This is a genomic window from Hymenobacter aerilatus (assembly GCF_022921095.1).
GTDB classification, from domain to species: domain Bacteria; phylum Bacteroidota; class Bacteroidia; order Cytophagales; family Hymenobacteraceae; genus Hymenobacter; species Hymenobacter aerilatus.
In genome coordinates, this window is the sequence record NZ_CP095053.1 from 3,646,036 (window position 1) to 3,668,247 (window position 22,212).

Sequence of the window (22,212 nt, forward strand, 5' to 3'; positions counted from 1 at the left end):
TAGGTAATAAACTGATGCCAGTAGCTCTTAAGCGACAGTTGCCATTTCGGCGGCCAGCTCACTCACTACCTGCTCCACCTGCCGCACCAGCTGCTGCACAGCGGCAACCCGACACATTTGATCATCATCACCCGGCCGGGGCGGGTCTATCAGCAGTTGTAGAGGCTGCGCAATGCTCGCTACCCCAAACTGAATAAGATTGGGCTTGATGTGGTGTACTAGCCTAGCCACTTCCGCCCAGTGCTCGGCGGCGGCAGCAGTCTGCATCTGGTGCAGGCTGGGCGGTATGTGCAGCAGAAAGGAGCGCACCATGCGCTGCACAAAGGTTTTTTCACCATCGGCCAACTCATATATCTGCGCTAGGTTATAAGGAGCAGACGGTAGTTGCAGTAGCGCAACCAACTTGTGGTAAAACTCCTCTTCCTTGAAAGGCTTGGTGAGACAGTCATTGATGCCAGCTTTAAGGTAGCGGTCTAGGTCGGAGCGGAAAGCGTTGGCGGTGAGAGCCAGCACCGGCACTTGCGCCCGCGTCGGGTCGGGGTGCCGCCGAATGTGCGCCGTAGCTTCGGCCCCGCTCATGCCCGGCATCTGAATATCCATCAGCACGGCATCGTATTGATTTTCTGCGTGCAGGCGTAACGCCGTGGGGCCGTCTTCGGCCTCGTCTACCACCCCACCCCACCCTTGCAACAGCCGGCGCACCACTTCACGGTTGATACCGTTGTCTTCTACCACCAGCACGCGACGGTTGCGCAGCGCCCCGGTATCCGTCAGCACTGGGCGCGGCGTAGTTTCGACGCCCTTGGCGCGCGGCAGCGTCACAGTGAACTGAAAGGTACTGCCACTTTCTACCTGGCTTTCTACCTGCATGGTGCCGCCCATCTGCTCCACCAATGCCCTCGCAATGCCCAGCCCCAGTCCCGTGCCGCCGTAGCGCCGGGCCGTGTCGGTACCTGCCTGCACAAAGTCCTCGAAGATATGGTCGAGCTTGTTCTCGGGAATGCCAATACCCGTGTCCGTGACGCGAAAGCCGGCAGTCAGGTGCGTATCGGTTTGGCTAAGCAGGTAGCCTCCCACAGAAATACTACCACCGGCCGGCGTGAACTTGATGGCGTTGGAAACTAGGTTGATCAGTACCTGATTGAGTCGGTAGGCGTCGCCCATCACGCGCGGTAGGGGTTCGCGCTGAAGCAGCAGGGTAGCATGAAACAGCAAGCCTTTCTCGGTGGCCTGCACGGCCAGCGGCTGCAGCGCCACTTCCATCGATTCCCGCAGATCAAACGACATCTGCTCTAGTTCCAGGCGCGCCGAGCTGATCTTGGTCATGTCCAGCACTTCGTTCAGCACCGCCAGCAAATGCTCGCCCGAAGTCTGAATGATGCGTAGTAGCTCCTGCTGGTCCTGGTCGAGCGGCGTTTTGGTGAGTTGGCGCGCCATGCCCAGCACCCCGTTCATAGGTGTACGGATTTCGTGGCTAAGATTAGCCAGAAAAGCTTCTTTGGCCTGCGCTGAGGCTTCCGCTTTTTCTTTGCTACGGCGCAATTCGGCCGTGGCCTGCATCTGCTCCGTCACATCAAGGGCGCACAGCAGCACGTAGGGCGTCTGGCCCGGCGGGTCGAGGCGCTGGGCGCGGTACAGCAGCTGCCGGGGCGGCTTGCCGGCAACGGGTAGCAGAGGTAATTGCCCCGATACCGGTTGGCCCGGCCTGCCTACCTGCCCCAGGTACATGGGCAACTCGGTGGTGGGCACTACCTCACTCAGTAGCTGATCGACCAGGCTAGCCATAGGCCGTTGCACCAGCAGGGCAAACGCCAGATTGCAGAACAGCAACTGCCCATGCAGATCGTGTGCGGCCACGGGAGCCGGCAGGTCATAGAGCAGTTGATTGGTGCCGGGCGCAGTAGCTCTATTGCCTATGGCGACGGTTTCGGCTAAGCGCCGCTCTGCGGCAGTGGCCCGTTCGTTGGCGGCTTGCAGCGCTTGTTCCAGCGCCGCAATACGCGCCGCGGCCTCGGCAGGGGCTAGCACAGGCTCAGAGGTAAACGTCATAGAAAATCCGGCAGAAAAAGCGTGACCTCAACCAGAATAGTCCCTTGCAGAGTTCCGGCCGACCTGGAGCAGGCGCCGGAAATCTACGAAGCAATCATCTTTCAAACGCGAAGCCGAACCGTGGCCGCTGCGTTTCATTCACTCTAATATCAGGGCTATTCACTACAAAAAGCGGCCCATTCGGCGGAAATACCAGCGGCCGGTCAATATCCGCAGTACTCTTGTATGGTCAACAGCGCAACAAAGCCAACACGACCCGCTACTTACACTGCTTGATATTCTGACTCTCACTTTTTCTACGAAACAAGCTTACCTATCACCCCTCCTCCCCTCACTCTCATGGCATACTCTACCTCCTCCCCCGCTGGCCAAACTGTACAAGAAATCATCAACTCGCTGCCCGGCCTGATGGCTGTGGCCGTAGTAGATGTGCAATCGGGCATGGCGCTGGCCTCGCACTCCAACACACCCAGCCTGAACCCCGAAACAGCCGCTGCCTACAACACCGAAGTGGTGAAGCAGAAGCAAAAAGCCATGGCTGCTCTGAAGCTAGCCGGCGAGAAGATCGAAGACATTCTGATGACGCTCAGCAATCAGCTGCATTTGATTAGGCTGGCCGAGGATGGCAAGAAATTCATCTACTTGGTTGTAAACGCCCGCGACACAAACCTGGCTATTGCCCGCGACGTGATGCGCCAAGGTGCCGAGCTGCTGAAGTAGGTTCAAGCTAGCACAGCCTTCTGTCTCAACCGAAGCCGGCCCGGCGGCGGCCTACCCTGGGGTAGGCCGCCGCCGGGCCGGCTTCGGTTTATCACCCATTTATTTCTTATCCCAGGGCATAGGCACGCGGCTTTCGGTGCCGGCACGCAGGCGGCCGATGTTGGCCCGGTGCGTGTAGATCAGCAGCGCCGCCAGCACAAACCCGAACCACAGCAGCAGTTGGTTGTCGGGCCGAAACCCGGGTAGTAGCTGCAACACGGCAAACGCCACACCCGCCGTCATCGACGACAACGACACATAGCGCGTGAGCAGCAGCATGGTGATGAATACCAGAATGCATATGCCTACCGTGGCGGGAGCAATGGCCAGCATCACGCCCAAAATAGTAGCCACGCCCTTTCCTCCTCGAAATTGCGCAAATACTGGGTAGATGTGCCCCAGCACGGCTAGCACCCCGCAGGCCAACTGGAAGTAGAGCAGCTGCCCCGGCGCAATGGCTTGCTGACTTACCAGCCACGCGGCCAGGGAGGTAGCCAGCCATCCTTTCAGCACATCCACGGCCATCACAAAAGAGCCTGCCTTTTTGCCCAGCACTCGAAACGTGTTGGTAGCGCCCGAGTTGCCGGAGCCGTGCTCCCGAATGTCGAGGTGGTAGAAGCTGCGCCCTACCCACAACGCCGTAGGGATAGATCCAAGCAGATAGGCACCCAGCAGCGCGCCCAGTATGTAGAGAAAGTGCATAAGGAAGGGGGTAGGAAGTCGGCCAAAGATACAGGCTTTGGTAAGGTTGCCTATTCCCTAATAGTTTCTAGCTGCAGATGACAGGGAATCGAAATCACCTGACACGAAACAGCCCTACCCTGGTAGCTAGGGTAGGGCTGCTTGCTTAGTCTTCGCCGAAGGGGTCGTTGGCAGCGCGTTTCTTTTTCTTCTTTTTAGTGTCGTCCGCCGTAGGCTCGTCAGGCTTGGCTTCGGCGGCGGTTTCCTTTTTCTTCTTGTCTTTCTTCGATTCCTCAGCAGGCGGAGCATCGGCAGTTGTTGCCTCGGTTGCTACCTCTTCTTTGACCTTTTTCTTCCTTTTACCAGTCTCCTCTGCTGGGGCCTCCTCGGCAGGCTGGTTGCCATCGGTGGCTACTTCCTCCTGACCCTTCTTCTTTTTCTTCTTCTTGCCGGGGTCTTCCGCGAAGTCTAAGTTGCCAGTAGTACCCGACGACTGCACCACCTTGCGCTTACCGGCTTCGCCCAGATAGTCTTTGCGGAAATGCGCCAGGAAGCTTTCTACCTCCATATCATCGCCCAGGAAGAAGCCGTAGGAGGTAGCCGTATTGTAGTCGCCCTTGGCTTTCTGCCCAACCAATTCGTCGTATGAGCCGTGCTGGGCTTTGGTAAGGAGCAGGTTGTTGGAGTATTTGAGGTAGTACCAGGTTTGTGGCTCTGCTTCGAGGTATAGCTCTACAACGTCGCCGTTCTCATCCTTGCGAATTTCCACGTAGCCGTCAATCAGCACGTTCAAATCCTTACTCATGATATTGGCCACCCCAATCTTACCAACCGAGTACCACGCCCGCTGCTTTTCCGACCATACCAGGTTCACCTTATTCAGCAGAATGGTATACGTAAACTTGTTGGATACTTTCAGCAGCGACGCATTATTACCCTTGCGCGTATCGAAAGCCACGGCTGCACTGTTGCCAGCAAACTCCCCTATTTTGTATAGGTCCTCTCGGGAGCCATCCAGAGCCTGGGGCGCGAATTTGGCGTTTTTGGCAATATCGTCGGCCATGGCCTGCACAGCCTTGTCGGGCATGTTGATATCGAAGCCCAACATGGTATTCAACTGGTAGATGCCACTGTCAGGCTTAGCATAGCCTAACCCAGCGGCTACAAGCGTGTAATCCTTGTTAGAGTTAATCAGATTCAGCTTACCCCGGAAATTCATGGCCGTTGTGGTATCGTTGAAGGTCAGCATGTCGCCTTCGTACATATCCGTAGCGGCTGGATCGTGGCGACTGATCGTAAAGTCACGCTTCTTGCTATTGTAGCGCAGGTCACCATCCACCGCAAACAGGTTCAGGTCGTCGGCACTAGGCTTCGCCGCCACAAAGAGCGGGTAGATTTTAGAAGAGCCACTGGACATAAACAACCCGGTGAACATGGGCGTACCATCCTCCGTCTTGGGTTCATTGAGGTGAATACGTACATCTTTCGGGTCGATACTATCCTTCACCGCAAACCAGTCGGAGGCGCCGGGCGTCTGGCTGAACTGCAAGCGGGCCTGCCCGTCAAACGTGAAGCCTGGCTGCTGCGAGTTCATAATCATGCTGCCCCGGTAGGCAATACGCGGCGCCAACAAAAACTTATCGGATGCCTGAATACCACCCACGGCAATTGTTGGTGGTGAAGCCGGACCGGTGTTCAGCGCATTCTTATTGCTGCGTAGCTTACCCAGCACACCACCCGTTTTGGCCGTAGTAGCCAGCGTCCCGCGCATAGCGGTAGAGTCGGAGTGGAAATTAGAGAACTTGATAGCAAACGAGTCGGCAGCAGTCTGGTACTTGAACATGGCATTGCCGCTGAATGCCGTGCGCGACTGAATGGTGATAGCGCCCTGATACAGATTGTGGTATTTGGCCAGCGTGTCCATCACAATACCCGCGTTCTGAAACGGCCGCATCTGCGCGTTGGCCAGGATATACACTTTGCTCGAGTCGGGCGTAATCCAGGCATCGGCAGAAGCAATGCGGGGCACCCCGCCGGCCACCAGGCGGTAGCGGCTCAAGTCGTAGCTACCCGTGTTGGCCCGGAACTTCAAGCCGTTTTGCTCGGGCTTAGTGGAGTAGAAGTAGGAGCGCGACGAGTCGGCGCCGGGTGCCACGCGCATCTGCACCAGCTTTTTCTGAAAGTCCCAGCGGCCGCCACTCAGCGTCGTGCGATAGTCAGAATAAGGTAGTTCGATGCTGGCCTTGCTACCCTCCTCACGGGTGAAATCGGCAAAGCCTTTTTGCAAGTCGTACTCGAAGGCTACCTCATTGGCAACCAGCGCCGGCTTGTTCGGCTCTGCCGATTTAATACTCAACGTTGACCGTTTGCCGGTGTAGTTCTTGGTTTTGAAGGCTAATTGTGGCGAGCGGATAAATGACTGGGGGCCGTCGAGGCCACCGTTGCCGTAGAGCCCCCCAGGCGTGAGTGTAGCCGTACCCTGAAACTTATAATTACCATCGTAGAAGCGCATGGCATCACCTGCCCCCTGCGTACTCAAATACATGGAGTCGCGCAGTACGGCCCACTTCATTTGGTAGCCGGGTTGTAGTGTTACTTTGGCAAACTCTACCCCCTTTAGCGGCCCCGGCGTAATTGTACCGGTCTTGCCTACCGTCACCACTGAGTCTTTATAGAAGATAAACTGGTCGCTACTGAAGTCGCCGGTCAGGTATTTAATGTTACCCTTTGCCAGCAACCCACGGTTGCTCATGTTCACCTTGTTAAACAGCACACCCTTGCCACCATAGAGCGGGAAACCTTCTTTTGGCACGTCGTAAGTGAAGCCCAGCGCACCGTCTTCCTGCAAGCTCAGCTTGGTCTTGAAATCGGGCATGATGCCGCCCGAGTGAAACGTGCCCGTGAACCCGACTGCCGAGCGGTTTCGGTTATTGAGCGAATCAATACGGAAGGGCGGAATATCGAAGTACATGGTACTATCATAAGCGCCCCCCAATACGTCGGGGTTATTGAAGAACACGGCTGCGCCGGTGCTGGCGTCGAAAGCAGGGTAGGCGCCCAGCTTCTTGCGGCCCGACTTGTTGTCGGGGCTATTGATGTATAGCTTACCCGCTGACTCGCCCTTTTGGTTGGCAATGCTGAAATCGCGCACACGGGCCTTCATCACCGAGCCTTTGGCACCTTTGCCCTTCACGATAATGGAGTCAATCTTGGTCAGGTCGATGTAAAAGCCGTCGTAGTCGAATTTGAACTGCTGCCCCTTGAACACAAAGGCCGAGGCCACTACTGTACCATTAAACACCACCCCCCGGTTTTTCTGGATGCGGATAATCGAGGAGTCCGGCTTCACATATACCGTTACGGAGTCGTCGGAGAAGTTGAAACGCTCCACCCCGCGCACCAGCAAATCGTTGGTTTTCAGGTTTAGGGTAGCGTTGTTGCCCTTCGGCGCCAACGACTTAATGGCGAGGTGGTCGTAGTCCTTCTTATTGCGGGCCGAGTTTACGTAGTGCGTGGCTTTGGGCAGCACCACAATTTCGTCGGTTTCGGGGCGCCAGCGTACGTAGCTGTCGCGGGCTAGGCCGGCGGCGGCGGTGCGCACGTTGGGCTCCTTAATATTCAGCTCCTGCGCAATTTCCTGCACCGTAATCAACTTCTGATTGTTGTGGCGCTGGCTGTAGCCGACCACCATCTGCAAGGGGTGCAGCTTGTTGATGGCTTTAATTTGTTGGTAGCGCGTATTGGTATAAAACTCACGAGACTCGAAATCGGCCGTCACCTGGTTTTTGGCCGTCAGCATCGAGAAGTTGATGTCGGGCGAATTCAGCGGCCACGTCACCAGCTCTGTTCCGATTTCCATTTGGTGGTAGGAATCGTAGTACGGAGTATTTTTGTAAAGCCCTTCCTCACGGGTGAGTTGCAGCAGTTGGCGCGACTTCGAGAACTTCATCTTCACGCCAGGGTGGGTGAGCGAATCGGTTTTATCCTCAAAAATGGTAACTGCTGCCCGCGCCGCCGAAATCAGCGTGTCGCCCAGCACGTAGGCTTTCGAGGCCGCCCGAAACTTTGGCTTGCCATCGGCATCCACCAGAATGTGCGACAAGCTACCGTCCAGCGAGGCCGACAACATGCGCGAACCTGCCAAAGAGAAACCGCCGTAGTAACGGATGTTCTGGCCCAGGTCTTTCACGCGGGCATCGTTGGTAAGGGAGATAAAGCGTGGGTAGCCGGTTTCGGTAGCGCCCGGCTTTTTCTTGATCAGCTTATAGGACAAAGCGCCCAAAATGGGCTCCTCCAGCACAGCGGCGTATGTGAAGCGTACCGGCTCGGCTTTAAACTCGGGCTTGTTGATATCGAAATCGTACGGCCCCAGCACGGCAGTAGCCGGGCTGTTGTTCACCGTCCAGGCAAACTCGCCGTTGCCGCCCACAAAGTGGTGATTCGATGACATCACCGCGCCGCTGGTTTTGCGCAGCACCACCGAGTCGCCCCCGCTGGCCATATACAGGTCCACGTCCTTCAGCACCAAGGCTGGCCCTTTGGTACTCGGCGCCATGTACGAGTCGAATACGTAGGGAGTGGCAGATGAAATTTCGGGCTCGGGTTCAGGCTCTGGGGCAGGCGTAGCTTGAGTTGGAGTAGGCTTGGCCGTGGCAGCCGGCTTGGCGGGCGCCTTTTTTTTGACGGGGGTGCCCCAGCCGTCGTCGGAATCGCCCCAGCCGCTGCCGTCGCTGCTGCTCCACAGGTCGCTGGTGTCCCAGCCGCTGCTCACTTTCTTTTTGGGAGCCGGCTTTGCCGCAAGTTTGGCTGCTGGCTTGGCCGCGGCTTTGGCAGGAGCGGCTGGCTTGGCCGCGGCTTTGGCAGGAGCGGCCGGCTTGGCGGGCTCTGGCTTGGGTGCTACGGGCTTGGGGGTAGGGCGAAGCGTTTCGGCAAAGGCCGGCATATCGCTCTCATTGTAGGCAAAGCTGAATGAGCCGCCATCGGCGCGCAGTGTGCTGTAGCGTGAGTGGTAGAGGTAGCGGGTTTCAACGAACTGCGTGGTGGCCACCAGGAATTTTTCCGCGTCGCGGGGGTCATCCTTGTCTACAGTTTTCGTCAGCACGTCCAGCAGCTCGTCGGTTTGCTGGTCGGAGAAACTTTGTTTGGTTTTGGCTGCTACTAGCAGGTCATACAGCGTTTCGAGGTGAGGGCGCGGCTTAAATTTTTTGGCCAGCATCTGCTGCGACAACGCCACTACCTTGCCTTGCTGCGTGGCCGTGAGACGGTTGCTGGCCCACAGCTCCTGCAAGCGGGCAGCCGAAGCTTTGGCCGCCGCATTGTTGGTCGAAGCCATCATCACCTGCACATCCTGCATGAACTGCGCCGGGTCGGAGGAGAGCTTGCCTACAAATCGCGGCGCTGCCGTAGCTGCTCCTGCAGCCGGGCGGGTTTGCTGCGCCCAGGCCGGAAAGCTCACGCCCACCATCACCGCACAAAGCCAGCCAAGAACCTGTTTTTTCATACTGATACCGTCAAAACCCACTAAACAGGCTACAATTTCGTAAAAATTGCCGAAACCCAGTTATTCTTCGTTCTATTTGACTGATAGGCTAATCCCTGCTTCTTAGCCTCCTCTTGAATCTTGGATAAATCCTCTTCATAGAATCCGCTGAATATAATGGGGCAACCAGCCGGCAGCAGGGCAGCGTAGGCGTGCATATCTTCCAGCAGTACGTTGCGGTTGATATTAGCCAGGATAATGTCGAATGGGGCCTCGCCTGTCAGCACCTCTACCCCGCCCAGGCGACATTCGGCCTCGGGAAAGCCATTGTCCTGCACATTGTCGCGGGCGTTTTCTACGGTCCAGGGCTCCACATCCACAGCCAGAATTTCGCGGGCGCCCAGCATACCGGCCATAATGGCGAGGATGCCTGTGCCGCAGCCCATATCCAGCACACGCTTGCCCTGATGGTCTACCGTCAGCTGGTTTTCAATCATCAGCGCGGTGGTTTCGTGGTGACCGGTGCCGAAAGACATACGCGGCATAATCACAATGTCATAGTCTACGCCATCGGGCTTGGGGTGGAACGGTGCCCGGACCGATACCTTATCGGCAATGATGAGGGGCTGAAAGTTCTTCTCCCACTCGGCATTCCAGTTTTGGCGGGTAATAACGCGGTGGTCGTACTCGATGACGTCGGTACCCTGGTAGCGACTCATGATTTCGGCTACGTCGTCGGGGTTGAACACGTCTTCGGTGGTGTAGGCGCAAAAGCCTTCGTCGTTGTCTTCAAACGTATCGAAGCCTACCTCGCTTAGCTCGGCAACCAGAATGTCGGCCAGCTCGCGGGGGGCCTGAACGCGTACTTCTACAAAATCCATAGTGTGGGGAAAGAATGGGCGGAGGCAAAAAAAATGCCGCCCGTGTTGGTTCGGGCGGCAAGTTCGCAGGAAAATCTGCGGTGGTTGGTGGAGTGCGCCCTACTGCGGCCGGCAGCCAGCATAAGAACGCACGTCGGTATAGTGAATTGTAAAGTCGGCCAGATTCCGGTTTTCCGTTACAAAAATGCGGTAGTCGGCAAAGTCGCGGGCATCGGTGAAGGCCCATAGCCCGGCTTGGTCGGCAAAGAGCTTGTTGTCTTCTTTGTACACCATTAGGTTAGTAAAAGCCGTTTCTGGCTCTACATACACTGTGGCAAAACACTGGTTGCGACGGCGCGGATCGGTTTCGAGAAAGATGGAGCCGTAGATACGGCAGGGGTCCACGCTGCCCAAGGTTACTACCCTGGTGGGCGCGGCAAATGGCACCCGTGCGGTGGGTGGTGCGAGTGTCAGAAAACCAGCAAAGAAAAGTTCAGCAAGCATCATCACAGAGCAGACAACAACCTAGCCGGCTTTGGTTTCATCCTTTATTATCGTGTCATCCTGAGCGGAGCGAAGGACCTTCTCACGCTAGAACTATAATCAATCGTATCAACGACTCGTTCTAGCGTGAGAAGGTCCTTCGCTCCGCTCAGGATGACACTATAATTAAATCGACAGCCTATACCTTAAAACGACTTGATAATCTCCGTGAAGTCGCGGGACTTGAGGGAAGCACCGCCGATGAGGCCGCCGTCTACGTCGGGCTGGGAAAATAGCTCGCGGGCGTTTTGAGCGTTGGCTGAGCCACCATAGAGAATGGTAGTGTTGTCAGCTGCCTCGGCGTCGTAGGCACGGGCAATCTGCTCGCGGATGAAAGCGTGTACTTCCTGCGCTTGGGCGCTGGTGGCAGTTTTGCCGGTGCCAATGGCCCAGATAGGCTCATAGGCAATAACTACCTGGGCAAACTCCTCATTGGAGAGGTGAAACAAACCGTCTTTCAGCTGCTTACTGATGAAGTCGAAGGTTTCCTCGGCCTCGCGAGTCTCCAACGACTCGCCGATGCAGAAAATCGGTTTCAAGCCGGCGGCCAAAGCAGCTTTCAGCTTTTGCGAGAGCAGAAAATCGTCTTCCCGGAAATACTGACGCCGCTCGGAGTGGCCCAGAATCACATACTCTGCTCCTACTGATTGCAGCATCTTGCCCGACACTTCGCCGGTATAGGCGCCGCTTTCCTTGTCGGAGCAGTTTTGAGCGCCCAGGTGGAAGTTGCTACCCTCGGGCAGTTGCTTACCTACACTATACAGAAAGGGAAATGGCGGGCAGATCACCACTTGCACTTGCGAGCCGGTCACCTCATCGGCTACCATGTTGGTGATTTCAGAAACCAGGGCCAAGCCATCCTGGAGCGTGAGGTTCATTTTCCAGTTGCCGGCAACAATGTTTTGGCGCATAGCGAAAGAGCGTAGAGTTGAGGATTTCGTCTGCAAGTTAGGAGTTGTGCGTTGCCGGCAGCCAGTTGCGAGTTGCAAATTGCTAGGAAAAGCACCTGCCTCGGCTGCAATGTGGGTTCATAGCCCTACCGCCACTTGTAACCGCCGCCGCGACAGTATCAGGCCGCCCACCGCTACCACCACGGCGCCGCCCCAGGCCACCCACATCAACTCGGGGTAGGCACTTTGCCGGGCCACGCCAATGGCTACCAGCGCCCACGCCACTACCAACGGAAATGCCGCCTCCCGAAACGAATAGGCCACCAACAACCCCAGCGCTACCACCACGGCCAGCAGTAGTGCCGTAAGCAGCACGCGCACATTTTCTTCGCCGTGCCAGCCCCAACTCCATAGGCCCAGCGTCACGTTGATGACCGTTGCCACCGAAATCCACCCCAGAAACAGCGCGAAGGGTAGGCTGCTGAGCGCGGGACTTTCGCCGGCCAGTACCAGCCTCCGTGCCCTACCGTATACCAGTATCAGGCTGAGTAGAATACCCAGCATGACCAACGCACTCAGAGCCAGCCGCTCGTAGGCAAATACGACCAACCACAGCCCCGTGAGCAGATTGGCCAGCGTAAGGGGTAGGGCCACCGCGTCGGGGAGTGGGTTGCGACGCTGGGCCGGCAACAGCTGCCACGCGGCATACAGTAGCAGACTCAAAAAAATCAGGCCCCAGATGCTGAATGCGTAGCCCGCTGGGGTGAGCAAGGTAGGATACTTGCCAGACACTGCGCCGTTGGTCTGCCCATTGAACGGGTAGGCCTGCGACACATAATTGAGGGCAATATTGCCCACGATGCTGGCCGCGGATATCCACCGCCACTGGCGGCCTGGCAGCACAGCATCAGGGGAGGAAAAGGGGGTAGAAAGTGCAGGCATGGTGCAAGACGGAATATGAGTGAGTAGCCGTCCGGCCCTGCTGGTGCCGGACCTACCAGCACTTATTCTTTGGGTAGCTGCGGTTTGGTTTGGTCGGTGGATAGTGTGGCCGAGGCCAGCGCGTCGGTTTTTGCTTTGATCAGGAGCGCCTGAATCTGCTCCAGTACGTTCTCGTCCTCCAGCTTTTCGATGAAGGCAATCAGCTCTTTCTTTTTGTGGACTGGTATCATAGCAGATGCAGATTTAAGGTATTCGGCAAAAGGGTAATGGAGGCTATACGCAAACGCCCCGAATGGTTGTCCATTCGGGGCGGGTAGGGTGCAAGTGAGGCGCTGATTACTACAGTTTCTCGGCCAGGAAACGTGCTGTGGAGTTGGTATCTTTCAGCTTTAGCATTTCCTCGGGCGTACCCTCAAACAGAAGATGGCCGCCGTTGATACCACCCTCGGGGCCAAGGTCAATAATCCAGTCGGCACACTTGATGATGTCCATATTGTGCTCGATGATGAGGACCGAATTGCCCTGTTCCACCAGCGCGTTCAGGGCCGTCATCAGCTTGCTGATGTCGTGGAAGTGCAGGCCAGTGCTGGGCTCGTCGAAGATGAACAGAATCTTGTCCTGTTGCAGGGTAGCACCTTTGGTCAGGAATGAAGCCAGCTTCACGCGCTGGGCCTCGCCGCCGGACAGCGTGTTGGCCGATTGCCCCAATCTAATGTAGCCCAGCCCTACCTCGTAGAGTGGCCGTAGGCGCTCCACAATCTTGGGCTGGTCGGCGAAGAACGTTACAGCGTCTTCCACCGTCATTTCCAAGATTTCATCGATGCCTTTCTCCTTGTACTTAATTTCCAGAATGTCCTGCTTGAACTTATGGCCATTGCAGGCTTCACAGGTCAGGTAGATATCCGCCATGAACTGCATTTCAATCTTCACCTGGCCCTCTCCCTGGCACACCTCGCAACGTCCACCTTCCACGTTGAACGAGAAGTGTGAAGGTTTCAGACCGCGAGCCTTCGCTAGTGGCTGCTCGGCAAATAGCGAGCGAATAGCATCGTAGGCTTTCACGTAGGTCACTGGGTTGGAGCGGCTGCTCTTGCCAATGGGGTTCTGATCCACAAACTCCACGTGCGACACCTGTCCCTGCACGCCTAGCAGGCGGTCGAATTTGCCAGTGGCCTCGCCCGCACCGCCGCCGAGCTGCTTAAGCACGGCCGGCGCCAGGATGCGCCGAATCAGCGTGGACTTGCCCGAGCCCGACACGCCCGTTACCACGGTCATCACGTTCAGCGGGAATTTCACATCGAGGTTTTTCAGGTTGTTTTCGCGGGCGCCAGTAACTTCTAGGGCGTTGCGCCACGGCCGCCGCGTGCGGGGCACAGGTACTTCCAACTGGCCACTGAGGTAGCGGCCGGTGTAGGAAGCCTCGTCCTGCAACAGCTCATCGTAGCTACCCTGGAACACCAGTGTGCCACCGCCCGAGCCAGCCTCCGGCCCGATGTCGATGATCTGGTCGGCCTGCTCCATCATCTTGTCTTCGTGCTCCACTACCACCACTGTATTGCCGAGCTGCTGCAAGGAGCGCAGCACGCCAATAAGCTGCTCGGCATCCTTGGGGTGCAAGCCAATGCTAGGTTCGTCCAGAATATACATGGAGCCCACCAGCGCCGAGCCCAACGAAGTAGCCAGCGAAATACGCTGCGATTCGCCACCCGACAGCGTGCTGCTAAGGCGGTTGAGCGTGAGGTAGCCCAACCCTACCCTATTCAGGTAGCTCAGGCGATTGGTCACTTCCGTTACCAGGCGCTCAGCTACCTTGGCCTCGTGCTCGGTCAGGTTGAGGTTGTTGAAGAACTCCACTGCCTCCGAGATGGGTAGGAGCACTAGGTCGGTGATGCTGCGGCCGTCGATTTTGACGTACTGCGCATCGTGACGCAGGCGCGTGCCGCGGCAGTCGGGGCAGGTGGTACGGCCTCGGTAGCGACTCTGCAGCACACGGTACTGAATTTTGTGCGTCTGCTCCGACACCCATTTAAAGTACTTGTCGAGGCCATCGAAGTACTTGTTGCCTTTCCAGAGCAACTGCTTTTCGGCCTCACTCAGCTCATTGTAGGGCCGGTGAATGGGGAAATCGAAGCGGATGCCGTTTTTCAGCAAGGGCTTCAGCCACTCGCTTTGTTTGTCGGTACGCCAGGGCGCAATGGCCCCTTCGTATACCGTCAACGACTTATCTGGAATCACCAAATCCTCGTCAATGCCCAGCACCGAGCCGAAACCCTCGCAGGTTTTGCAGGCGCCATAGGGGTTGTTGAAGGAGAAGAAATTGACATTTGGCTCCTCGAACACGATGCCATCCAGCTCAAACTTGTCCGAAAACGTGCGCCGCTCGTTGTCGAGCTGCACAATACATGCGCCATGCCCCTCGAAGAAAGCCGTCTGCACCGAGTCAGAAAGGCGGAATTGCAAATCTTCGTCGCCAGGCCGAATCACGGCGCGGTCAATCATGATGTACACGTCGCCCTTCACCTCGGGCTTGCCCTCACCAATGAGGTCCTCGATGAACTCGGTTTCGCCGTTTACTACCACCCGCGAGTAGCCTTTTTGCAGCAGCAAATCCAGCTCCTTACTCATGGGCCTACCCTCTTCCGAGGGGAGTAACGGGGCCAGCAGCATCATGCGCGTACCGTCGGGTAGGGAGAACAGGGAATCGACCACGTCGGCCACGGTATCTTTGCGCACCTGCTCGCCGCTTACGGGCGAGTATGTGCGCCCTACCCTGGCAAAAAGCAGTTTGAGGTAGTCGTACACCTCGGTGCTGGTGCCCACCGTGGAGCGGTTGTTCTTGATGCTGACCTTCTGCTCGATGGCAATGGCCGGCGAAATGCCACGGATGTAATCCACATCGGGCTTGTCCATGCGGCCCAGAAACTGGCGGGCGTAGCTGCTCAGGCTCTCCACGTACATGCGCTGTCCCTCGGCATACAGGGTGTCAAACGCCAACGACGACTTGCCCGAGCCCGACAAACCCGTGACGACGATAAACTTATTGCGCGGCAGCGCCACGCTGAGATTTTTGAGGTTATGCACCCGCGCATTCTTAATCAGAATAAAGTCGCGTGGGTCGAGTTGGTCAATAGGGTCCGCCGCGGGGGCGGCTACTTGCAAGGAGTCTTGGGCCATAGAGCGGTAAACAGCCAGTACCGGGGGTTTGGTTTCCGGTGGAGTAGGGAGTTTACGAAGGTACGGACAGGCCGCCTTAGATGCTTCGCGCAACGGCTCGCGGGCTACTCTTTTGTCGAAGTGCGTTGTTGGTTAAAAATGATTTAGCGAAGTTGCAACCGCGCAAATCAAAGATTAGCAATAGTGCAAAATATAAATTCGTATAAAGACAAAGCAAGATCACATATTATCATCAACGATAATTAGAAGCACGCATATAAATATTTTTTCATTATACGATCATTTAGCTCAGCAGCACTAGTTGAATACTACAGTAAAATCCGAATAATGAAAAATTATACGCTCGGTAAAAAACCACATTATAAAATACTAGATGGCCTTCGAGGCGTAGCAGCTATTATCGTTGTGTTCTTTCACCTCGCCGAACCACTTGCTACTGGCCACCTCGATAATATTGTAAATCACGGGTATCTGGCAGTTGATTTTTTCTTTCTTCTATCTGGCTTTGTACTTGGCTACGCCTACGATGACCGATGGACTACCTTAACCTTTGGCGGTTTTCTTCGCCGCCGAGTAGAACGGCTGCAGCCACTTGTCATTTTAGGCATGACGCTGGGTGCCCTTACTTTTTACTTTACCGATTCAACTATATGGCCGCACATCCATACCGTTCCGGTATGGAAACTACTCGTAGTTATGTTGATAGGCTATACCCTACTACCCCTTCCGCTTTCGATGGATATACGCGGCTGGGAAGAAATGCACCCGCTCAATAGTGTTGGCTGGTCGTTGTTTTTCGAATACGTAGCCAATATTCTTTACGCGCTAGGGCTAAGAAAATTATCGAATAAGGCCTTGGCTTGCTTTGTAGCAGTAGCCGGAGCAGCGCTTGTACACTTAGCTGTTACAAGTCCAAACGGTGACGTTGCCGGTGGCTGGACGCTCAATGTCGAACACATGCGTATCGGGCTGACACGGGTACTATTTCCGTTTTTCGCGGGGTTACTTTTATCACGAGTAGCACGGTTCATTCCTATCACAAATGCTTTTTTCTGGTGTAGCTTATTGGTTGCAGCTATTTTGTTTATGCCGAGAATAGGTGGTGCAGAACACCTTTGGCTGAATGGTTTATATGAATCTTTTTGCATTATTATTCTCTTTCCGCTGGTCATTTATATGGGCGCCAGTGGCGTGGTTCATAACCAGCTAGAAAATAAAATTTGCAAGTTCCTTGGTGATCTTTCCTACCCTTTATATATGACGCATTATGTGCTTGTATATTTTTATGTAGCCTGGGTGAGTAATCATAAAGGAATTACATTGCAACAAGCCTGGCCCTATGCTTTGCTCACGTTTTTGGGAGCCGTTGTACTGGCTTATGCAAGCTTGAAATTATACGATGAGCCAATTAGAAACTGGTTACGAAGAAAATGGAGGCCGAGAGAATACCCACTAAGCGCCGCGAGTTCAGCACAGCCCACCCACTAGCGTAGATACCAGCTACGCCGCGCTAAACTCGCGCTACGGAAGATTCGTTGTTGACTGAAACGCTGCCATGAACTCTTCCAACAACCCCTTCCCACCCAACACCTTCCGCCGCCAGGACGAAACGCCGGACGCCAATTTCTACCACTTCCCGCGCTTCGTGACGCATATTGATGAGGGCGCCATTGCGGCCGTCACGCAGCTGTACCGCGAGTATCTGCCGGCCGGCGGCGCGGTGCTGGATTTGATGAGCAGCTGGATCAGCCACTTGCCTGAGGAGGTAGCGTATGGGCGCGTGGTAGGACTGGGCATGAACGAGCAGGAGTTGCGCGCCAACCCGCGCCTGAGCAGCTACGTGGTGCAGGACCTTAACCACGCCCCTACCCTCCCCTTCGTCGACAACGAGTTCGACGGTGCCAGCATCTGCGTGTCTATCGACTACCTCACGCAGCCCGTGGCAGTGCTGCGCGAACTGGCCCGCGTGCTACGCCGCGAAGCGCCGCTGGTTATTACGTTTTCCAACCGCTGCTTCCCCAGCAAATCCATTGCCGCCTGGCACGCCCTCGACGACCGTGGCCACCTGCAGCTGGTAGCGCAGTACCTCCAAGCCTCAGGCGGTTGGCACCAAGTAGAGCTGCTCGACCGCAGCCCCAATGGCTACCAGTCTGATCCGCTTTTTGCGGTGGTAGGGCGCGTGGCCCTTTGATCTGTCGTTTTGAGCGAGCCGAGAAATCTGGGTGAACTTATTTGCTCTCAGATTTCTCGCTCCGCTCGGAATGCCATCGAAGCTCTTTAAGAAGTAGATCAGAACGTCCTGCTGAGCTGGTCGAAGCATCTCGCGTGCTGACGACAGATAGTATCTACCATCAACACGCGAGATGTTTCGACCAGCTTAGCAGGACGTTCAGTCTCCTGACTTCCTATAATAGCCTCATCTTCCAGTCCATCTTGCTTCCAGCTTTTTAGTGCCAAAAAGTGTACTTCTAAGCCGGCCCTGTTTGCGGGGTTTGGCAGGGTATTTACTAGAATACGCTTGCTGGGAATCAGGCCCAATGGCACGCTAAGCAGCAACAACCGCCTACGCACACATCAGGCTGCAGCGCACCAAAACGCAACTTTTTGGTCTTTGTGGGCGCTATTTTGGGAGGTATCACTGTTATAGAGAAGGTACTGAGGAGTAACACGACGGCTCTTAGGTAGGCTTTCCTTCTTACCTTTTTCCTTTTTGAACACCCTGCGGGGCTCTTACTTACTGTATGCGTTTTTCTTCTTTTGGTAGTCTACTGGTTGCCTTACTCGGCGCCTATTCGGCTTTTGGGCAGCGGCCCACGTCCAATCTTTCTGGCCAATGGAACGGCAATCTGCGCATCCCTACCGGGGCCACGCTGCAGTTGCAAATGAACGTGCAGGACCAGGGTGGCCGCCGCACGGCTACCCTCGATATTCCTACCCAGAACGCGCAGAACATTGCCGTAGACCGGGTAGAAACCAAAGGCGACAGCCTGCTCCTCACGGTGTCGGCCATCCGGGCGCGCTTTGCCGGGCAGGTAGCACCCGATGGGCGCCTGCTACGCGGTTTCTGGCGCCAGAACAACGCCAAGCTGCCCCTCACGTTTCAGCGTACTTCTACTGCTGCGGCTCCAACTGCTGCTGGCCCCTCCGCTAAGCGTGGAGGCAAAGCGGGTAGGCCACAGGAGCCGCAGGCACCGTTTTCGTATCAGGCCGAGGAAGTGCGCTTCACGAACAAAAGCGCTGGCGTTACATTGGCCGGCACGCTTACCCTGCCGCCCGGCAAAGGACCGTTTCCGGCGGCCGTGCTACTCACCGGCTCCGGCCCTCAAGACCGCGACGAAGCCGTGTTCGGCCACAAGCCTTTCCTCGTGCTGGCTGACTACCTTACCCAGCAAGGCATTGCCGTACTGCGCTTCGATGACCGGGGGGTAGGCAAATCGACCGGCAACGCCACCACCACTACCCTCACCGATTACACCCAGGATGCGGAGGCAGCCATGGCCTTTCTGCGCAGCCGGCCCGATATCAACGCCAAAAAAGTAGGCCTGGTTGGGCACAGCGAGGGCGGCACTGCCGGCGTGCGGGCGGCCAGCCAAGCCCAGCCACCAGCCTTTTTGGTGCTGTTGGGTATGGCCGGCGTACCGGGCAGCGAGGCAGTGGTACAGCAGGCTTTGGCCAATGCTCGCCTAAAAACCAAAGACCCCAAAATCCTAGCTGGCGTAGAGCAGCGCCAGCGTGCCCTCATTGCTATCAGTCAGCGCGTGGCCGATGCCCAGCAAGCACAGCAACAAATGATAGCCGTACTGATGCCTGATATTTCTCTACCCGCGGAGCAAATGAACCAGCTCCGCGCCGCCGCTGCCGGCCAAGCAGCCGCCATGACGACCCCCGCGTTCCGGGCCCTGCTGAGCGATAATCCTGCCCAGACGCTGCGCACCGTGAAATGCCCGGTGCTGGCCCTAGGCGGCGCCAAGGACATGCAGGTAATTTCCAGTACCAACCTCCCTGCTATTGAAAAAAGCCTCAAGAGCAGTGGCAACCGCGACGTAACCACGCGGGAACTGCCTGGCCTCAATCACATGTTCCAGACCGCCCCCACCGGTGCTATTTCCGAATACAGCCAGATTGAGGAAACCTTCTCGCCAACGGCTATGCAGGCCATTAGCACCTGGATTCTGTCCCGTACAAAGTAAGTACAGGAATAGCGAAAAGCCCTCGCGCCAGAACAGGTGCGGGGGCTTTGCATTTATATGTGATTTTAATTTCCTGGTAGAGGTAGGCAAAACGGACGTCCAATCAACAGATCACTACTTTTTTAGGTAGGGTTTCAGTTGCTTGGTCCAGATGGCGTAGCCAGCGGGCGTCATGTGCAGACTATCAGCTAGGTATAGCTCTGGGCGTGGGCGGCCGTTTTTGCCGAGCATGGCAGGGCCGAAATCCACGAAGCGCAGGTGCTGCGGGTGGCGGTCGATGTAAGCTTTGATTTTGGCGTTGGCCTGCTGCATCTGCGGGTAGAGATTCCAGCGCGACGGGCTCGGCTTGATGGCCAGATACACCAGCTCCACACCGGGCAGGTCGCGGCGCATGCGGCTCTCAAAGGCCAGAAAGGCCTGGTATACTTCGTCTACTGTATTGCCCGCGTTGATGTCATTGTCGCCTTCATACAGTACCACCTGCTTGGGCTTGTACTGTAGCACGAGCTGATTGAAGTAGTGTACTGCATCTGGGAAGCGCGACCCACCGAAGCCCCGGTTGAGCACTGGGTAGTCAGCAAAATCACGCTTCAGCGTTTCCCATTTGCGTACCGACGAGCTACCAGTGAAGACGATGGGTGCCGCAGGCGGCTTTTGCAGACTATCCTGCCGGGCAAAGTCCTTGATTTCGCCTACCCACTGCCCAAAGTTGAGCGGTGCAGCCCGGCGCGGTGTCTGCGCCCACGCCACAACAGGCAAGCATACGACAAGTAGTAACAACAAACAACGGGAGCGGGTGGAAAGCATACAGTACAGCAAACAGAGGGATGAAAAATGAATACAAGGGCCAACATACGCAGATACGCGCATACATGGTGAAGCTGTTTAAGAAGTCGGAAGACTGAACCGACATACCAGATGTATAGAAACGCATCGTGTCGTCAGCGCCACCTATGGTTCAGCGCCGAGACGCCGAGAGATATGCTATTGACACGGTTTGGCGAACTGCTAGTGAGATGCTGTTCACCTCTGTACCTACATCGAGTAAATAGCTTCTCTGGTAGCTTCTGTCCGTTGCCTGGTCGGAATAGACCAAGTGCGCGCCTATATAGGTGGCACGTTGGCAAGATTCTAGCATTTATCACTTTTTCAAACATGATACGCCTCTGTCGCTCCTATTCGACAGTTGCTTTTTCACTTTATGCCCAAAGCTTTACGTTTCGCGGTCTTTCTACTTCTGTTTTTACCGTATGCCTTACGGGCAGCCGACACCCCTTTGAACGGCCAATGGCAAGGTCCTCTTACTGTGCCGGGCGGCTCCCTGGACCTATTAATTACACTGGTACCACTTTCCAATGGCTCCTACTATGGCGCGCTGGATGTGCCCAAGCAGAAAATCAGCCGCATGCCCGTGGAGGTAGAGCTGAAGGGTAGCGACATCACTCTGAAAATTGACCAAGCAGGCAGCAGTTTTACGGGGCAAGTGTTGGAAGGCGGCCGGGTACTGAAAGGTACTTGGAAGCAGCCCGGCCTCACGGCGCCGCTTACGCTGGAACGCCGTGCCATGCCTACCGCCTCGGCCGCTGCCCTCACCCGCCTAACTCCGCCCTACCGCGAAGAAAACATCAAGTTTAATAACTCAGCGGCCAACGTGAGCTTGAGCGGCACCCTCACGGTGCCAGCCGGCCCGGGGCCGTTCCCGGCCGTGGTATTAGTATCAGACAGTGGCCCGCAGGAACGCGACGCGGCAGTGCAGGACTACCGCATGTTTGGTATGCTGGCCGACTACCTCACCCGCCGCGGCGTGGCCGTGCTGCGTTTCGACGACCGGGGGGTAGGGCAGTCGGGTGGCCGCTACTTCACGACGACCACCGCCGATTTGGTAACTGATGCACAGGCGGCTATGCAATACCTGCGGGCGCATAAGCTCATCAACCATCGTGAAATTGGCCTGATTGGGCACGGCGAAGGGGCCAACGTGTCGTTGCTGGCCGCCACGCAGCCACAGCCGCCTACCTTTGTAGTGGCCCTGGCCGGCTACGGGCAGCCGGGCCGCGAGGTGCTGCTGCACCAGCAATTGGAAATTATGCGCCTCATTGGGGCCGACCAGACTCAGGTGAAAGCGGCCATTGAGTTATACGAGCGCATGGTGACGATTATTCGGCAGACGCCCAACGACAACCAAGCCCGCGGCAAAGTGGCTGGTACGCTACGCCTCAACAACACCAACATTGACCCGACCATGGCCCGTGCCCGCGCCATTCAGCTCACCTCGCCCTGGTCACGCTACTTCCTCGACTTCGACCCGCTCCGTTCCTTACCCGACGTGCGCTGCCCTGTGCTGGCCCTCAACGGCGCCGACGATTTGCAGGTAGGCGCGGCTACCAACCTGCCACTGCTGCAAAAAGGTCTCAAAAACAACCGCGACGTGACGGTAAAAAAGCTTCTCGGCGTCAACCACCTGTTTCAACCCGATCCGCAGGACTGGCCTCTCGTAAATGGTCAGCAGCAGCCTAACTTCTCGCCCAAGGCATTGGATACCATTCGGGAATGGATAGTTAAACGCACCACCGCCGCACCCTCGGCTGCCGCTCCGGAGAAGCCAGCTGCTAGCAAAACCAAGGGCAGCACGGCCGGTAAGTAAT

The 22,212-nt window shown here is 56.4% G+C and carries 15 protein-coding genes; 5 read left to right on the forward strand and 10 right to left on the reverse strand.

Translation table 11 applies throughout. The features are described 5' to 3' along the window. Window positions 1-27: 27 nt before the first annotated feature. Window positions 28-2,049: an ATP-binding protein gene (locus tag MUN82_RS15305; protein ID WP_245091814.1), complete on the reverse strand. Its 2,022-nt coding sequence runs from the start codon at window positions 2,047-2,049 to the stop codon at window positions 28-30. A 339-nt stretch (window positions 2,050-2,388) separates the two neighbouring features. Here MUN82_RS15305 and MUN82_RS15310 point away from each other — a divergent pair, with 339 nt between their 5' ends. After that, window positions 2,389-2,769: a hypothetical protein gene (locus MUN82_RS15310; RefSeq protein WP_245091816.1), complete on the forward strand. Its 381-nt coding sequence runs from the start codon at window positions 2,389-2,391 to the stop codon at window positions 2,767-2,769. A 99-nt stretch (window positions 2,770-2,868) separates the two neighbouring features. On the opposite strand, the gene plsY is transcribed toward MUN82_RS15310, so the two are convergent. From plsY to uvrA, 8 genes are all read right to left on the reverse strand, one after another. Then, on the reverse strand, window positions 2,869-3,510 hold the full coding sequence (plsY, locus tag MUN82_RS15315; protein ID WP_245091818.1) for a glycerol-3-phosphate 1-O-acyltransferase PlsY: 642 nt from the start codon (window positions 3,508-3,510) through the stop codon (window positions 2,869-2,871). Between the two features lie 145 nt (window positions 3,511-3,655). Next, window positions 3,656-8,989, reverse strand: a complete 5,334-nt coding sequence (locus MUN82_RS15320) for a hypothetical protein (protein ID WP_245091820.1) — start codon at window positions 8,987-8,989, stop codon at window positions 3,656-3,658. 29 nt (window positions 8,990-9,018) lie between these two features. Beyond that, on the reverse strand, window positions 9,019-9,849 hold the full coding sequence (gene prmA, locus MUN82_RS15325; RefSeq protein WP_245091822.1) for a 50S ribosomal protein L11 methyltransferase: 831 nt from the start codon (window positions 9,847-9,849) through the stop codon (window positions 9,019-9,021). 99 nt (window positions 9,850-9,948) lie between these two features. Beyond that, the gene (locus tag MUN82_RS15330) at window positions 9,949-10,335 is read right to left on the reverse strand and encodes a 7(1) septoil knot domain-containing protein (protein WP_245091825.1); all 387 of its coding nucleotides are present in this window, start codon (window positions 10,333-10,335) and stop codon (window positions 9,949-9,951) included. Between the two features lie 182 nt (window positions 10,336-10,517). Further along, a complete protein-coding gene (gene tpiA / locus MUN82_RS15335; RefSeq protein ID WP_245091827.1) occupies window positions 10,518-11,282 on the reverse strand; it encodes a triose-phosphate isomerase in 765 nt (254 codons plus the stop codon). Between the two features lie 117 nt (window positions 11,283-11,399). Continuing rightward, a complete protein-coding gene (locus MUN82_RS15340; protein ID WP_245091830.1) occupies window positions 11,400-12,203 on the reverse strand; it encodes a TspO-related membrane protein in 804 nt (267 codons plus the stop codon). Window positions 12,204-12,265: 62 nt separating this feature from the next. Beyond that, window positions 12,266-12,433 (reverse strand): hypothetical protein, encoded by a 168-nt coding sequence (locus MUN82_RS15345; RefSeq protein WP_245091832.1) that lies wholly within the window; start codon window positions 12,431-12,433, stop codon window positions 12,266-12,268. 109 nt (window positions 12,434-12,542) lie between these two features. After that, window positions 12,543-15,377 (reverse strand): excinuclease ABC subunit UvrA, encoded by a 2,835-nt coding sequence (uvrA, locus tag MUN82_RS15350; protein ID WP_245091835.1) that lies wholly within the window; start codon window positions 15,375-15,377, stop codon window positions 12,543-12,545. Between the two features lie 327 nt (window positions 15,378-15,704). Between uvrA and MUN82_RS15355 the strand changes: the two genes are divergently transcribed. The 3 genes from MUN82_RS15355 to MUN82_RS15365 all read left to right on the forward strand — a co-directional run bounded on the left by MUN82_RS15355 (window position 15,705) and on the right by MUN82_RS15365 (window position 19,567). Next, window positions 15,705-16,865 carry an acyltransferase family protein gene (locus MUN82_RS15355; protein WP_245091837.1) on the forward strand — a complete coding sequence of 387 codons (1,161 nt, stop codon included), beginning with the start codon at window positions 15,705-15,707 and terminating at the stop codon, window positions 16,863-16,865. A 67-nt stretch (window positions 16,866-16,932) separates the two neighbouring features. Beyond that, window positions 16,933-17,568: a class I SAM-dependent methyltransferase gene (locus tag MUN82_RS15360; RefSeq protein WP_245091839.1), complete on the forward strand. Its 636-nt coding sequence runs from the start codon at window positions 16,933-16,935 to the stop codon at window positions 17,566-17,568. A 550-nt stretch (window positions 17,569-18,118) separates the two neighbouring features. Continuing rightward, window positions 18,119-19,567, forward strand: a complete 1,449-nt coding sequence (locus MUN82_RS15365; protein ID WP_245091841.1) for an alpha/beta hydrolase — start codon at window positions 18,119-18,121, stop codon at window positions 19,565-19,567. Between the two features lie 114 nt (window positions 19,568-19,681). On the opposite strand, the gene MUN82_RS15370 is transcribed toward MUN82_RS15365, so the two are convergent. Beyond that, window positions 19,682-20,374, reverse strand: coding sequence for an SGNH/GDSL hydrolase family protein (locus MUN82_RS15370; protein ID WP_245091844.1), 693 nt, complete (start codon window positions 20,372-20,374; stop codon window positions 19,682-19,684). A gap of 394 nt (window positions 20,375-20,768) precedes the next feature. Between MUN82_RS15370 and MUN82_RS15375 the strand changes: the two genes are divergently transcribed. Continuing rightward, complete coding sequence (locus MUN82_RS15375) at window positions 20,769-22,211, forward strand: alpha/beta hydrolase family protein (protein ID WP_245091846.1); 1,443 nt, start codon at window positions 20,769-20,771, stop codon at window positions 22,209-22,211. Window position 22,212 lies beyond the last annotated feature (1 nt).